A 13,882-nucleotide genomic window follows, 5' to 3' on the forward strand; every position below is an offset into this window, starting at 1 on the left:
TCATCACCCCCTTCTCACCTTGACTACCGGCACCAAGCACTCCATTAAGGAGATGCCACCATGAGCTACATCCGACTGCTTGCCCGGTGCACTCCAGTAATAGCGCCCTCGGACGTAGCAGCCCTTATCGTCAAACAGGACATAGGTCTGATCCTTGGGCAGGGCACGCAGCCCCTCAAACTCCTGGGCTTTGGCGCTGTCGGCCGGAAGCCCCCGCTGGGCACCGAAGAGCTTGAGAAGCACCTTGCGGTTGGAGATGGGGGCGTGCCAGAAGAGCGCCGCCGACTGAGCATATATGTAGCCGTGGTCCGAGGTAAGCACCACCTCTGGGGTTTCCAGGAGATTGAGAATCTTCAGAAGGGCTTCCTCGGTTCGCTGTAAGGCGAAGGAAGGAGTTACACCCTTGCCCCTCATGGGGTGCATCAGCTCGTCGGGGAAGGAAAGCCACACCAGAGCCTTCGGCCCATCCATGAAGGCGGGAACATCGCCCGACCTGATGGAGCGGAAGTTGAATCCCTGCCACTTCTTGGGCATAGCCGCTGCCCCTGAAACGCCAAAGACATCCCTGAAGAAGGTCTGCGTCGTGGAGGGCATTCCTGAGAAGGCATAGGAGTAATCTGCAATCTCATAGCCCCTTTCCCTGAGCCGGGGCATCAGCCAGTTCGCCTCCCTGATAGAGAGGCCATCCAGGACAACGATGGAAGCATCCAGAGAACTGAACTCGGCTGCCCTGTTCTGGGATCTCGCCCGCTCCAACAGCACATCGTAGAGCTCAAAATAGGTGTCCCGTATGAACTCCTCCAGATGGTTGGTCTCCCGCTCCTGCTGGGCATAGAAGGGGTCCAGGTCAGCCGAGCCTTGAGGCGCCCATACCTCGTTCAGAGCCTGGAACAATAGCTGGACGGGATCATCCGGGGCGAGAAGATGTGTGGCCAGGCTACTCAGGTTCATGCTTCTCGACCTCCAGGGTAGCCCTTATGGTGCCCTCTGTAGGGACTGGTAGCTTGCCGAGGAGCTTCATAAGCTCATCCTTGGCCATTGCCCGCGGCATCCAGAGCTTGACCGATAGTTCGACCTGAGTCACGCCCTCCTTGCTCTTGAAGTCGGCAAGGAGCTGTTCCAGGTTGTCTGCCTCCTCCATTGCTGCACCCCGGAGTACGATGGTCACCGAGGCCACCTTGTCGTCCGAGGAGAGGCGTCCTTCCAGTTCGGTGATCATCTTGAAGGGAGTGGTGTGCTCTTGGCTGGTCAGCGGCACCCTCTCCACCTCAACGACGGTCTCCTTCTCTTTCACCGCTGTGCCCTCGACCCCAACCCCCACTTGGTACGCCAGTTTCTCCCCACGGGCTACCTTCTCTGCCTCCTTCTCAGGCGCAATGACAACCCCCGTGGGGGCCGAAGGCCCGTATTGCGGTAGGTACAGTCGCATCTCGTCCAAGACCTCACGAGCGGGATTGTTTTTGTCGTAAAGGCGCTTCTCCAGCTCCAGCACTATCTCACCGCTGGCACAGAGGCTACGCACGCGAGAGGGTAAGGTTGCGGCATCCAGTAGGAGAGGTCTGCCTGCCTGCTTCATGAACATGCTCTTCAGTTCATCGAATCTTCTACCCTGCTCCCGAGCTTCGTCCAACTCCGCTATTATGGCCTCGTCTACCACCTCAGTGCTGGCGGCGCCCCTGACTTTTTCTACGATGTCCTCAGTGCTAAGCTCACAGGCCACTGGGCGAAAATAGACCTGGGCTCCTTTACCACTGGCCTTCATCCACTCCCCGTAGGCTCGCTGCACCCGCTCTCGCAGTTCATCCTCTTGCTGCTGCTGATACTCAAAGAGCACCTTCTTCTTGTCGTCGGATACCTCTTGCTCCATAGCCTTGCAGACCAGGAGTCGCTGCGCCCTGATCAGCAGCTCCTCACTTTGGGCCAGGTCCCTGCCGGTTTTGGGGCGAACCAGGATAACCATATTTCTCCATTCCCTGCCGTGGAAGACTTTGTCCCTTATTTCGTCGCTCTCCAGGAATTTTGTTGACACCACCACCCTAAGTTGCCGCGTATCAGGGATTTCCGCATCTAACGGGTAGATGCTGACCTCCATGCCCTTGAGGAAGCTTTCGATGACCTCAGCCACCTTGTCCTGAGCGGGTTTGGGGTATTCGGCAAGCTGCCGCTCAGCCCGGGCGTTGATACTAACGGGCAGGTTCTCCTCAGCCTTAATCAGATACCGCCCGTTTGAACGATGCAGGAACCAGGCGCTGCGCTCCAGCTTGGCCAGCACCCTATGAATCTCGTTGATGTCCCTGCCCGGGGCAAGGTTCCCCAGAACTATTTGTCCCTCATTAGCGCCAGGCTGGCCCGCAACAAAGGAACGAAGGAGGATTGTGGACAGAATGCCTCTGGCCAGATTTTCGTCTTTGGTCCGCCGGATGTCTTCGAGGCACCGCTCCACCAAACGAGGCTCCAGCTTAAAGAGGTCGTCTTGCACCTCTTCATTCTCCGGGTTTATGTCCGAGGAAAGCAGCAAGTCCCTCTCCGAGGCTCGGTCTCGGAGGACGCTGGACAGAAGGTAAAGGATGCCCCGGGTGTTTTGGTAGTTTCGGGAAGCGCTAAAGCTTTGGAAGAGCACCTCCAGGAGCTCAGGGTGCAGTGGATAATAATTGAGCATCCGGGAACGATATTCGTCAATAGGCTCAACCATAGTCCCCAGAGATCTTTTGAGGTCTGTATAGCGTTGGACGTAGGACTCGACCACTCGCTTGGCCTTGGCCTGATCAATGCTTTGAAGGAGTCTGAACCGAATTACCTCGGCCTTGTCCTCCGAAGCTCCCAAGTCTTGGATAAAGACCTGCTCCCTGCCCAGTCTTCCCAAGATTTCTTCGTTTCTGCCATATAGCGAAGCCAAGACAACCAACCGGCAATCGCTATCTGAGCTTACCTCTGAGAGGACTTGGAGAAAGTTGAGATTCCTGGTCTTCCTCACCGGGTCAGCGATGGCTTCATACCAGGATTCCAGCTCATCCAGGATGATAACGGTGGGTTCTTTGCCAATAGCCTCTTTGAACTGGGTGATTGTGGGATAGTCACGAATCTGGCCAAGCATAGAGTTCTTCCCCAGCCTCTTGAATACTGGCTCCCATAAGAACTCTGGATTCCCCTCTTCGCCCTCCATTAACTGCAATACGACCGGCACAACCTGTGGCAGTTGGACCTTGATGGACCACCTGTTTTGCCAGGCCTTGGCCACATTGGGAGAGGAAAACATGTGGAATAGGGTGAGCAGACAATGCGACTTGCCTGTGCCGTAGCCCCCAGCGAAGATGAAGGCGCCCTGAGCTCTTTTGCCTGAGAGTCTTTCGGCTACCGCCTTTAGCGCTTGGGAGAGAGGGTGCGAGGGGTAGGTGATAGACAGGATGCGGTCCGCTGAGGCTTCTGGTTTGGTCGGGTTATTTATGTTGTATAGCTTTACTATGCCGAAAATATCGCCCTTCCGCGCTTCGTCAGAAAGCGTAGCCACCTCAATTATAGTTGGCATGCTTATCTTCCTCCCCTGTCTGAAGTTTGTCTTTTAGGGACTGTCCCTTGGCTCTCCACCCACTGGTCTATCTTCCCTCGTTTGGTTGGAGTATCTCTCCTCTTTCCAGGGGTCAGCATTGTTGTGATAGCCTCGTTGCTCCCAGAAGCCCAACTGGTCCTCAGGCATAAACTCCAGGGCCCGCACCCATTTAGCACTTTTCCAGAAGTATCTCTTAGGGACTACCAGGCGTAGGGGCCGACCATGCTCCGGGGTAAGATCCGCTCCATTGTGGCGATAGGCGAAAAGGACATCATCGTCCAACATAACCTCTAACGGTAGATTTGTCGTATATCCACCATCGCAGTGGACCATAACGTACTTCGCTTCAGACTTGAGTCGAATATGCTGGAGTAGCTCGGAAAACAGTACACCTTCCCAGACGTTGGCGAGCCTGCTCCAACCCGTCACACAGTGGATATCGGAGACAACCGTTACCGCGGGCAGCTCCCTAAACTCTTTGTATGAGAGTCGTAGCGGTTCTTCGACCAGGCCAAAGACACGTAAGTCCCATTCCTCCTCGTTGAAAGAGGGGATAGGGCCATAGTGCAGTACCGGAAACTTCTCCGTTATCGCCTGTCCTGGGGGAATCCCGCTTCTTTCACTACCCACGTTTTATCCTCTCCTTATCTTTAATAGTGCTACTGATGATTTAAGACAGGAATATAACCAGGCAGACGGTCCGGATTGGATATCCTGAAGAAGACATCAAATGGCTAATACCTGTTTGACCTCTGGTACGTGCTCCTTCAGGAATCGCTCAAGGCCATATTGTAGGGTCAGCTGGGACATGGGACAACCGCCACATGCCCCGGTCAAGCGCACTTTTACAATCCCATCAGCAACTTCAACCAGCTCGACGTCACCGCCGTCGGCCTGTAAGGCTGGTCTGATTTGGTTAAGGGCCTCTTCTACCCTGTCGTACATCTTTATCACCCCCCTGCTATATTACACAGGTTCGTTGTAATTGTCCAACAAGGTCGACCGGAACCGTCTTCCATTTGCTGAAGGTGTTCAAGACGGTTCGTCCACCTTTCGAGGACGCAGGCTGATTCTCATTGCCGCTCTCCCCAGATGATCGGTCACGATGTAGTGTACCACGCCGTTGCGCTTCAAGGCCACAGGGTTGTCCAGGGCGTAGATGTGCTTGGTCACGATTTCAGAATGCAGCTGACGTGCAGTGCGAGCGCTGCTAGAGCCGCTATCTGAGAATAGCTGGCAAATAAACGTGGTAATTGTTTGTCGGCCAGTAGGGCAGCGCGGCGGCAGCGGCGAAGAAGATGTCAGGCCTTGTCCCATTGCGGTAGTCTTGCCACGCGACGTAGACGTGACCAGCATCGTCCAGGGCGAGGCTAGGACTCCTGTGATACAAAGTGCTTGACCCGTCGTTAACGCGCACGTTCGCTGCCCACGAGCCCGCGCCCTTCTCTAACGTTGAGAAGTAGATATTGCCGCAGTAAGTGCCACCCGGACCCGCAGTGCGGTAGTCGGTCCAAGCCGCATACACCTTGCCCGAGGAGTCGGTTTTCACTGAAATCGTAAACACCAGAGTTCCTGAAGAGCCTGACGACTTAGGCTGATCGTTCACCTTGACCGGGGCACCCCAGCTTCCCACAAGGGTGTCCCACCTGACGTTAAATACGTCAAAGTTTATGTCCTGGTACAACACCTGCATGTTACCATCGCCATCCACTGCGATGGCGTTGGTGTAGGGAAAGTCGTCGACTATCCTTTGATTCGACGTCCAAGTAGACGAACCGGCAGGAAGCTTCGAGTAATACGGCCTCCCCGCTCCCCCTCGATAGTCGGTCCAGACGAGGTGCACCGTGTCCTGAGTATCTAGCGCAATCTGGGGCCACAAATGGCCGGTAGAACCAGCGGGGTCATCATTTATCCTTTGGTTTGGGCCAGGGGTGCTGCTTCCAAAGGCGAGCTTGGTATAGTAGATATCCGAAAACATCCATTGCGTATTAGGTGGCGAATTGCGGCGATCCCACCAGGCGACGTGGGCGTTCCCACTTGAATCGACGGCAATCACCGGCCCGTGCTGGCCGGTATTGTTCATGTCGTCGCTGAGCTTGATGTTACTACCCCAGCTAAGTGTTCCAGTGACCAGTCGCGAAAAATAGATGTTGGCATTGCCGGAATGGACACTGTTGCTGGGATCGTCTCGAAGGTCTCGCCAGACCGCATAGACGTTGCCCCACTTGTCGACGGCTATGGATGGTGAATCCTGTATGTTTGTGGTCGTATCGTCATTCGCCTTCACGCTTGGAGACCACGTACCTGTGTCCCAGCTTCGCTGGCTGTAGTAGATATTCCAGTCGCCGTCGCGGTCGTCAGCCCAAATAGCGTGCACAGTCCCCCATTTATCTACGGCGATGCTTGGCGTCTCCTGCGAGCTGGTGTTCGCCGGGTCATTGTTTATCTGGATGTTCGTGGAAAAGGGCGCATCTGCACGAACTGAGGATATCCCTCCCTGTTGGAGGAGGAGAAGCGTTGCCGACAGGAATGCAACAACGATGAGGACACGAGCGACACGAAGCTGGAAGGCAGTCTGTTGCATAGACCAACCTCCTCGAAGTTTGCAGCGTCTAGACCCTCAACCACAAGCCCAGTGCAGCCAGGGTTACCTCTGATCACACGGTAGGACGCTTGCTGCGTAGCAGCATAGCATGCAGAAGCGCTCAAGTCAATGCCTGGCTGGCTCCCTGATGTTATCTACGACTGAAAGGTGAACCGTTAATGCTGGAAGTGAACTGTTCATGCCTGAAAAGTGAGCTCTAGTGGTACATTCCTCCACGGAAGGAGGCTCGAAAGCAGGATAACCTCTTTGTCACGCAGCGCAATTCTGACGGGGTTGGTGTATTATTAGATTATGAAGTTTGGGGCACACGTCTCGATAAATGGCAGGATTGATATGGCCGTGGAGCGAGCGCAGACCATCGGTGCCGACTGTATGCAAATATTCCTGAGCCCGCCACAGCAATGGTCGCCTCCCAGCCACGAAGTGGCTGCTCTCGCCTCTTTCAAGCACAAGCGCCTGGCCTTGGGCATCGAGCCACTCTTCGTCCACACCATCTACTTGGTTAATCTCTGCTCTCCTGTCTCTATGACCCATGAGAAATCAGTGCAATCGGTCCTGTCCTACCTGGAGTGGGCAGAGGTATTGGGGGCCGATGGGGTGGTTACTCATTTAGGTAGCCACGGTGGCAGCGGCGCCGCCTGGGGAGAGAGGAGAGCCTCTCTGGCGCTCGAACGTATGTTACAGGGGAGCGTATCCGAAGTTCCCTTGCTTTTGGAGACCAGTGCTGGCATGGGGGATAGCCTCGGCAGTCGCTTTGAGCAAATCGGCAGGCTGATCAAGAATTCAGGGAATCATCCGCGCTTGCAGGTTTGTCTGGATACGGCCCATATCTTTCAGTCGGGCTATGACTGGACTACTGAGGATGGTCTGCAACGGGCGCTAGACGCCTTTGATAGCCACATTGGCCTGGCTAGATTAGCCCTCGTTCACGCCAATGATTCTAAAACCCCTTTGGGCTCAGCCATTGATAGGCACGCCGAGATTGGGGCTGGTTATATTGGGGAGGAGGCATTCTCCCATCTACTGAACCATCCAGCTGTACAACACCTCCCCTTTATTATTGAGGTTCCTGGGTTCGCTCATCTCGATATTGATCGGGAGAATCTGGCCATTTTACGTCGCCTGGCAGGAGTAGCAGGGACATCCAAAGAGAATGTGCTAAAATATTACCCATGAGGAGATCAGTAGCGAAGCGGACCGATCAAGCGCGGTACCTTGCGAGGTGAAGAGGTGAACGTCATCGTCTATTCCACCCCCACCTGACCATACTGTCAGCAGGTGAAAGAGTTTCTTTCCCGTCGTGGTATCCCATTCAAAGAATATAATGTGGCCAATGATCCAGCCGCAGCTGTAGAGATGGTGCGGAAATCGGGCCAACAAGGTGTTCCAGTAATCACTATCGACGATCAAGTTGTCGTTGGCTTCGATAGGCCCAGGCTGGAGAGGCTCCTGGAGGACAAGAAAGCCGGTCGCGTTTCTTTTGGGCTAAGTATAGCCGATGCCAGCCGAATCGCCCTAAAGCATGGAGCCGTGCCTATATTGGGAGCCTTTGTAGGTAAGGTATCTCCCCACTCCCCGGCCCAGCGGGCTGGCATCCAAGCTGGTGATATCATCACGGAAGTGAATTTGCGTCCTATCGGTAATGCCCTGGATTTGGAGAAGGCCCTGGCCAGTCTGATGCCGGGGAGTCGGGTGACCATAGTGTTCCTACGGGGAGAACAGCGACTGAGGACCGAACTGGCGCTCTGAAATTAGTCGGCTTACTTGCCTTTTGTCTTTATCCAGATTAAAATCTGGACATAACAGACCAACCTGGTCAGATGGGCTCTAGGACCGAGTCCAGATAGCATATTATGGAGATGAGTTGTGAACAAGAATAGGAAGTTCCTCATCGGTGGATTGATCATCGCCCTGGCCATCGCCTATCTCATCTTCACCGCGATGCGTGGTGGCACAGCATACTATATTACGGTTAGTGAACTGAAGAGCAAGGGACACTCCATCTACGGTGAGCCGGTAAGATTGCTGGGTAGGGTGGTGGATGGTACGATCGAGCGAGACGCCAAGAATCTTATGGTGAAGTTTCGGGTAGCTGAGGGTGGAGAACAAGTACCTGTAGTCTATAAAGGGGTACCGCCCGATGCCTTTACCGATGGGGCTGACGTCGTTCTGGAGGGTAAATATACGGCCAGTGGAACCTTCGAGGCGAATACGATCTTAGCGAAGTGTCCCTCCAAGTATGAGCCGGCCGCAGGCCCTTCTTCGCGCTAAATCTCCATTCGTCTCGGATATTTGTGGGGTGGGAAAGTAAGATGCAAGATTTGTCTTATCTGTTTGCGGCATACACCATAATCTGGTTGGCTATCTTCACCTATATGCTGAGTCTTGCCTGGCGGGAGCGGGACCTGCGGCGAGAGATCGAAGCACTCAAGAAGATTCTGGAAGATAAATCTGAAGCGGGGACGCGGGTTTAAGGATTTCTGGGAAGGAGAAGCCGATCTTCGTTTGAGAGCGTTGAATATCTCCCCCAAACCCCCGCAGGGGGTTCAAGGTAGTCCTTTCTGCGGAAGAAGGGCACATCCGAGAGACCCCTGCTAAAGGGGCTGCACCCCCTGGGAACCCCCCATTGTTCGACGGTCTCAGTTTCGCTCTTGAAAATAATATTGAAAGATAAAAGTGGGGCAGCCTACGGGCTGCCCCACTTAATTCCTAACCGGCAGATGAACAGATGCCAAATTCTCTATCTCAAGGCGTTAGCACCATCAGGAGTGACGCCTAAAGTACCATATTCCGGCCCCAATGACGATTAGGAGAACGACAGCTATAGCCAACATGGTCATTGTCGGTATACCTGGCTGAGGTGATGGTGGAGTCGGCGTTGGCGTTGGGGCAACTGTCGGTGTTGGCTTCACCGCGGGAACGGTTGGTGTTGGAGTGGCTGGGAGTAGGGTCGGCGTGGGCGTGGCGGCCGGCTTAGTTGGTGTAGGTGGCAGCGGTGTTGGCGTGGCTGCCGGTGGAACAGGCGTAGGTGTAACCGCCGGCTTGGTTGGGGTGGCTGGGACCGCTGTTGGGGTCGCGGCTAAGGCGACCTGGTGACACTCCGTACACATAGCATTGGTGCGGCTGGCGTGATCAGCTGGTATCTTCGGTGCACCACCTACCCCCGTTTGGTGACAAGCGAGGCAATCAGCACGTCCCTCCAGCGAGTGAGGTATCTTGGGTTGATCACTGGGCATGGCCTTAAGGGTGGCTGGAGCAATGATGGTGATGGTTAGACCCAGAACAAGCAAGAGTATGAGGTAGCGACCTTTCATATTCCCTCCTTTAACACAAGGTGTACTTTTGGGGATTCCAGATCAGGGTAAACTATCTCTTCGAGCCTCACCCCCTCGTAATAGTTTGTCGGAACCCCAGCGACCTTGGGGTGGATTATGGCTTAGATAAGTTGGGATCAGTCTTAGAAACGGAGCAATGCTCCAATGCCCCCATGGGTCAGTAGCCTATCCTTGGCCTTGCCCTTAACTATCTCTACCTCGCTATCTTTAGCTAGGGCCATCTCTACCGCCTTCTCGATCAGGCCATCCGTCCTCTCGATCTTCCCTCGACATAGCGGACAGCGGGACACCGTCTGGGCTATAAGATTGCCGCAACGAAGACATTCATAGCCGGAGGCTATATAACCGTCGGCGATCAGCAGCTGACGCACCCGCCCTTCCTGAAGGAGGAAGAGGGTGTCATCGAGACCTAATGCACCCGGCCCAACTTTACTGGCGCAAGTAATGAGATTCTCGACCAGCCTTTCTTCCTGCTGTCGTTCGATTTCCTGCTCTATGGCCAGGGTTTCCTGAAGGATATCGGTGGCACTGGCTGTAATAGGAACGGCAAAGATGCCACTGATACGGTCAGCCAGCTCTTTAGGAAGCAGGTGGGGTAATTCGGAGGCCACCTCGTTGGCTGCGCCGATGATCAGGCGGTCAAAGGGCTTGCCTTTATAGTACTCCACCAGCGCCTGAGCAACGTGCTTCAAGTGCCAATGCACGTGGGCCTCGTGATGGCGTTGGTAATTAGCTTGTGACCAGCCGCCCTGCTTATGCTTGCCAGGGACGAGATCAAAGACCTCTTCTTGCTCCTCGATCTGGCCAAGATAGATGACGAACAGTCTGGCCTTTTCCTTATCCACCAGCACTACGCCATAACGTTCATACTCGTCAATGAGTTCAACGAGTGGGCTAACATATGGCTGTAGCGTGAAGTGGACGTCGTTTGGTATGGAGACAGGCAGGTGATAGACTCGCCAAAAATCCTTAGGTGAACAGGAGAAGATGGCTAAACCCTGGCCCTGCTGAGTATACTCCAGGTCAAGAAAAGAGTTGACCCGTGCCGCTTCCTCCCGCAGAGCTTTTCTTAGTTTTCGATCTTTAATGTTTTTCCTTAATGACTTCAGCAAATCCTTGAAGACCAGGCGGTAAGCCCTTCGTTCGTTAATAGCTCGAGCGACGTCTAAGTAGACGCTTAGTACCGGCTGGTCAGCGCTGCGCATCTTGAGCAGCTCCTTTAGGTCCCCTATCTTAATCATCAATAACTTACTCCTTTTTCCGCTTAGCTACCTTCACTTGAGCAGGCCGGATGACTCTATCGTAAAGTTTGTAGCCTTCCTGCAGTACCGCGATGACCTGTCCATCCTCATATTCGTCGCTTTCCTCGTAAACCACAGCCTCGTGTTCCCAAGGATAAAAGTCCTTCCCCATCGCCTCTATCTTGGTGACCCCTTCGTTTTCCAATATATTTTGTAGTTTGCGCTCAATGAGCTCTATGCCCTGTAACCAGTTACTATTAAACCGGTTTTCAGGCGTGGCTTCCAGGGCGCGATCAAAGTCATCAAGAACAGGCAAAATCTTCAGGATGATATTTGCCTTGGTGAATTTTAGCCCTTCCTCTTTCTCCTGCTCTACCCGTCGTTTATAGTTGATAAAATCAGCTTGTACCCGCTGCAAGAGTTTGAGATATTCCTCTCCTTTACGGTTCGCCTCCTCTAGCTCTGCGCGTAGCGTTTCTAACTCGTCCTGCTCTGGGGTTACAATTGTTTCGGCCTTCTCTTGCTCCTCGGGTACAGCCTCTTGGGATTCTATGTGCTCTTCCATTCTTTCCTCCGCCGAGACTCGCATCGTTTGGTAACTATTGATCCATAATATAACGTAAGGGACTTAATACACCTTGTCAAGATAGAGAGAGGGTATTGAATGTCTCCCCCCAAACCCCCGCAGGGGGTTCAAGGCGGCCCTGCGCTTTTTACTCCGGGGCACCCTCACCCCCTTAATTCCCCTCTCCCGCTTTGCGAAAGTAGGGGCGAGGTCACCTCGCCCCTACTAGGGCTCTCTATTTTGCGGTGATCCTGATCCCTTCAATAAGGACGCGGCTGTCCGTTGCTTCTTGCCCGTACCTCTTGGTCACCGGTAAGCGCTCAACGCTGGCTGGTAGATAGAGTCCAAACTCCAGGACATAATATCCTGGCGGTAGAGTTGGCCCTATGGCGATCTCGTGTCTATCTGGAACCAACTCACCCACCTTCCATAAGGATGTTGGGTAGTCATTATTCTGTGGCTCGCTATCGTGTTGGGCGACGATATGCCCAGTATCATCTAAGAGATGAGCGAACACCTTGTAGTTTTTCTTCAAAGGTTGGTGAGCTTGCCAGTAAATGGTCAATCGCATCTTCTCCCCGGGAGAGACCACTGGGCGGTCAAGGTCGTAGCCAAGAAGGTCGATCTGGTCACCAAAATTGGCTTCAAGGTGATGCTGGATTTTATCGGCTAGATGTTCGATGTCCCCAATGGTGATCGTCTGCAAGGTAGCACTGGTGCCCGAAGCCACACCGGCTGCATCTAAAATGGGCAGTCTCTCCAGCGTTGCTGGATCGTAAACGCCGACTACGAGGCGATAAGAGCTGGCTGGGGGAACTTTGGGGATCTTCAGGTGGTGATAATATGACACGGGCTTATCCTCCGGCCATAGGCTTGTGGTCGTCCTGATATCTTGTTGGCTCAGCAGGCGACCCCTGGGATTGACCAGATGAACGAAGACGGCATAATTCTTATCCACTCTACCTATCTTCTGCCAATCTAAACGAACGGTCAGGAATTCTCCCGGCTCGGCCCTTGGGTGGTCGATGGCATAAGCGACCAGTTTGAGCTTGTGGGCGAAGTCTAGTGCTGTCTCGCTCTCCTCCATAACTCCCCGGGGTTGGCTCAGCCGCCGGTAGACGGTTATGGGGTTCCCATCATATCCCTTTTTAACGAACTGTTGTATGGGAAGATAGGTCGCCTCGAACCATTCGTCGTTTTTCAAAGAATGGCCCCATAAGGGGTTGAGGCCCGTTAGGACCAGATAATCTGGTTCGTAGTGGGCTATGGTCCAGAAAATATCGTTGCGTTTTAGGGCAGCGGTTGTCCCCGGTCTCAGGAGTCCGAGGAAATCAATCATGCGCCTTTCAGCGTAATAGCCCATGATGCCCACCTCCATAACACCTATCGTGGCTTCCTTGGGAGTATTCTGCCTTAACCAAAGCCCAACTTCCCGATATATCTTCGCCTTGGGATCGGGTAGGCTGTTGTGTAAGGCCATCAGGCTTGCAAACTGAACGTAGATAAGAGGCAGCACGAATAAGCCAGCCAATGTCGTTTTGGTGATGGGTAGACCACGTTGGAGCTGTGGCCAAGAAGCATCACCGATCCGTATCGCCTGGTCCAGGCCGAGCCCGGCAAGGGTGGCTGCGGCTGGGAGGAGTGGGGTGTAATACCAATCGTAACTGGCAACGGATAAGAGCTGATAAGCCAGAGCGTGCAGCACTGCCCAGCCAAGCAACAAGGAGAGCCACCCCCCTTGCTTGGGAAGAGAAGTCAGTCCCAATATGGCCAATAACAGTATGAGGGCGTACAATGGGCTTTGTTGAAAGTAACGTTGGACCCAATGGGCCAATCCTTGTACATAGTCAGGCCAGCCGACTTGCAGTTGAGCCATCTTAGCGGTTAGGGTCAGGGGAACGGGTGAACCGAAGATGAGGGTGAGATAAGCGAAGAAGGAAACAGTGAGGGCTGTGCCCAGAGCTATTGGTGGCCATGGCAGGCTACGCTTGGTCAGAATATAGTGGGTAAGGATTACGGCTGTCGGGATCAGGGCATCGGCACGGGTAACGATGGCCAAGGCCAGGGCGAGGGAAGCAAGATTAATATGCTCAGTGAAATACAAGTAGAAGCCTAATAATATTAAGGTTAGATAGAACCACGTCTCCAAACCGATGGCGGCCAGGGCCAGGGGGGTGGGAATAAGTAGTATGGCGGCCACAGCCCCAGCCAGTGGCCGCTCGAACCGAGCACAAATCAGATAGATTAACAGGGCGGCGGCGAATAGACTGACCAGGCTAAGGGAGTAGCCGATCCGAGGAAGAGCATCGCTAACATGGCTCAGAAGAGCCAAGAGAAGGGCGTAGAAGGGGGCGGTCGTACTCAACACCGGCTCGCCTCGGTTGTAGACGAAGCCGTATCCTTGGGCCAGATTACGCGCGTAACGGTAGGTTACGAAGGAATCATCTATGGCTATACCGCTGACGAGAACGGCCACGGTGGCGGCGATGATGGCCAGGATGGCTACGACAGTTATATGTTTGGTCAGTCGGCGGATTCTCGGCATTTGTATTTGAGTCATATGTGGCAATATACGCTGATAACTTATCT

14 protein-coding genes and 1 pseudogene are annotated in these 13,882 nt (G+C 53.9%); 5 read left to right on the forward strand and 10 right to left on the reverse strand.

Features of this window, described 5'->3' with window-relative positions; genetic code table 11:
* Positions 1–3: 3 nt before the first annotated feature.
* The 6 genes from M1136_10355 to M1136_10380 form a co-directional block, all read right to left on the reverse strand.
* Complete coding sequence (locus M1136_10355; protein MCL5076032.1) at positions 4–951, reverse strand: hypothetical protein; 948 nt, start codon at positions 949–951, stop codon at positions 4–6.
* Entirely contained in the window at positions 938–3,526 is a 2,589-nt protein-coding gene (locus M1136_10360) for an ATP-binding protein (GenBank protein ID MCL5076033.1), read from the reverse strand. Before M1136_10360 ends, M1136_10355 begins: the two co-directional genes overlap by 14 nt.
* Positions 3,527–3,559: 33 nt before the next feature.
* Entirely contained in the window at positions 3,560–4,177 is a 618-nt protein-coding gene (locus tag M1136_10365; protein ID MCL5076034.1) for a sulfite oxidase-like oxidoreductase, read from the reverse strand.
* Positions 4,178–4,273: 96 nt separating this feature from the next.
* Positions 4,274–4,492, reverse strand: a complete 219-nt coding sequence (locus M1136_10370) for a NifU family protein (GenBank protein ID MCL5076035.1) — start codon at positions 4,490–4,492, stop codon at positions 4,274–4,276.
* 87 nt (positions 4,493–4,579) lie between these two features.
* Positions 4,580–4,720, reverse strand: a complete 141-nt coding sequence (locus tag M1136_10375) for a hypothetical protein (GenBank protein MCL5076036.1) — start codon at positions 4,718–4,720, stop codon at positions 4,580–4,582.
* A 46-nt stretch (positions 4,721–4,766) separates the two neighbouring features.
* Positions 4,767–6,131, reverse strand: coding sequence for a hypothetical protein (locus M1136_10380; GenBank protein MCL5076037.1), 1,365 nt, complete (start codon positions 6,129–6,131; stop codon positions 4,767–4,769).
* A gap of 312 nt (positions 6,132–6,443) precedes the next feature.
* Between M1136_10380 and M1136_10385 the strand changes: the two genes are divergently transcribed.
* The 5 genes and pseudogenes from M1136_10385 (at position 6,444) to M1136_10405 (ending at position 8,626) form a co-directional block, all read left to right on the forward strand.
* Entirely contained in the window at positions 6,444–7,328 is an 885-nt protein-coding gene (locus M1136_10385; protein MCL5076038.1) for a deoxyribonuclease IV, read from the forward strand.
* 54 nt (positions 7,329–7,382) lie between these two features.
* Positions 7,383–7,604 (forward strand): annotated as a pseudogene (locus M1136_10390) (glutaredoxin family protein).
* Between the two features lie 57 nt (positions 7,605–7,661).
* Positions 7,662–7,901: a PDZ domain-containing protein gene (locus M1136_10395; GenBank protein ID MCL5076039.1), complete on the forward strand. Its 240-nt coding sequence runs from the start codon at positions 7,662–7,664 to the stop codon at positions 7,899–7,901.
* Between the two features lie 117 nt (positions 7,902–8,018).
* Positions 8,019–8,423, forward strand: a complete 405-nt coding sequence (locus M1136_10400) for a cytochrome c maturation protein CcmE (GenBank protein MCL5076040.1) — start codon at positions 8,019–8,021, stop codon at positions 8,421–8,423.
* Between the two features lie 41 nt (positions 8,424–8,464).
* Positions 8,465–8,626 (forward strand): CcmD family protein, encoded by a 162-nt coding sequence (locus M1136_10405; GenBank protein MCL5076041.1) that lies wholly within the window; start codon positions 8,465–8,467, stop codon positions 8,624–8,626.
* A gap of 288 nt (positions 8,627–8,914) precedes the next feature.
* Here the strand turns inward: M1136_10405 and M1136_10410 are convergent, their stop codons facing one another.
* From M1136_10410 to M1136_10425, 4 genes are all read right to left on the reverse strand, one after another.
* Positions 8,915–9,466, reverse strand: a complete 552-nt coding sequence (locus M1136_10410; protein ID MCL5076042.1) for a hypothetical protein — start codon at positions 9,464–9,466, stop codon at positions 8,915–8,917.
* Between the two features lie 143 nt (positions 9,467–9,609).
* Positions 9,610–10,728: a hypothetical protein gene (locus M1136_10415; protein ID MCL5076043.1), complete on the reverse strand. Its 1,119-nt coding sequence runs from the start codon at positions 10,726–10,728 to the stop codon at positions 9,610–9,612.
* A 7-nt stretch (positions 10,729–10,735) separates the two neighbouring features.
* Positions 10,736–11,293, reverse strand: a complete 558-nt coding sequence (grpE, locus tag M1136_10420) for a nucleotide exchange factor GrpE (protein ID MCL5076044.1) — start codon at positions 11,291–11,293, stop codon at positions 10,736–10,738.
* 235 nt (positions 11,294–11,528) lie between these two features.
* Positions 11,529–13,838, reverse strand: a complete 2,310-nt coding sequence (locus M1136_10425; protein MCL5076045.1) for a hypothetical protein — start codon at positions 13,836–13,838, stop codon at positions 11,529–11,531.
* Positions 13,839–13,882 lie beyond the last annotated feature (44 nt).

The organism is Chloroflexota bacterium, from assembly GCA_023475225.1.
In the GTDB taxonomy this organism is placed as follows: domain Bacteria; phylum Chloroflexota; class UBA6077; order FW602-bin22; family JAMCVK01; genus JAMCVK01.

Coding starts and splice junctions, on each gene's coding strand:
- M1136_10360 (MCL5076033.1), bottom strand. CDS start 3,526: ATGCCAACTATAATTGAGGTGGCTACGCTTTCTGACGAAGCGCGGAAG.
- M1136_10380 (MCL5076037.1), bottom strand. CDS start 6,131: ATGCAACAGACTGCCTTCCAGCTTCGTGTCGCTCGTGTCCTCATCGTT.
- M1136_10385 (MCL5076038.1), top strand. CDS start 6,444: ATGAAGTTTGGGGCACACGTCTCGATAAATGGCAGGATTGATATGGCC.
- M1136_10405 (MCL5076041.1), top strand. CDS start 8,465: ATGCAAGATTTGTCTTATCTGTTTGCGGCATACACCATAATCTGGTTG.
- M1136_10410 (MCL5076042.1), bottom strand. CDS start 9,466: ATGAAAGGTCGCTACCTCATACTCTTGCTTGTTCTGGGTCTAACCATC.
- M1136_10425 (MCL5076045.1), bottom strand. CDS start 13,838: ATGCCGAGAATCCGCCGACTGACCAAACATATAACTGTCGTAGCCATC.
- M1136_10355 (MCL5076032.1), bottom strand. CDS start 951: ATGAACCTGAGTAGCCTGGCCACACATCTTCTCGCCCCGGATGATCCC.
- grpE (MCL5076044.1), bottom strand. CDS start 11,293: ATGGAAGAGCACATAGAATCCCAAGAGGCTGTACCCGAGGAGCAAGAG.
- M1136_10370 (MCL5076035.1), bottom strand. CDS start 4,492: ATGTACGACAGGGTAGAAGAGGCCCTTAACCAAATCAGACCAGCCTTA.
- M1136_10415 (MCL5076043.1), bottom strand. CDS start 10,728: ATGATTAAGATAGGGGACCTAAAGGAGCTGCTCAAGATGCGCAGCGCT.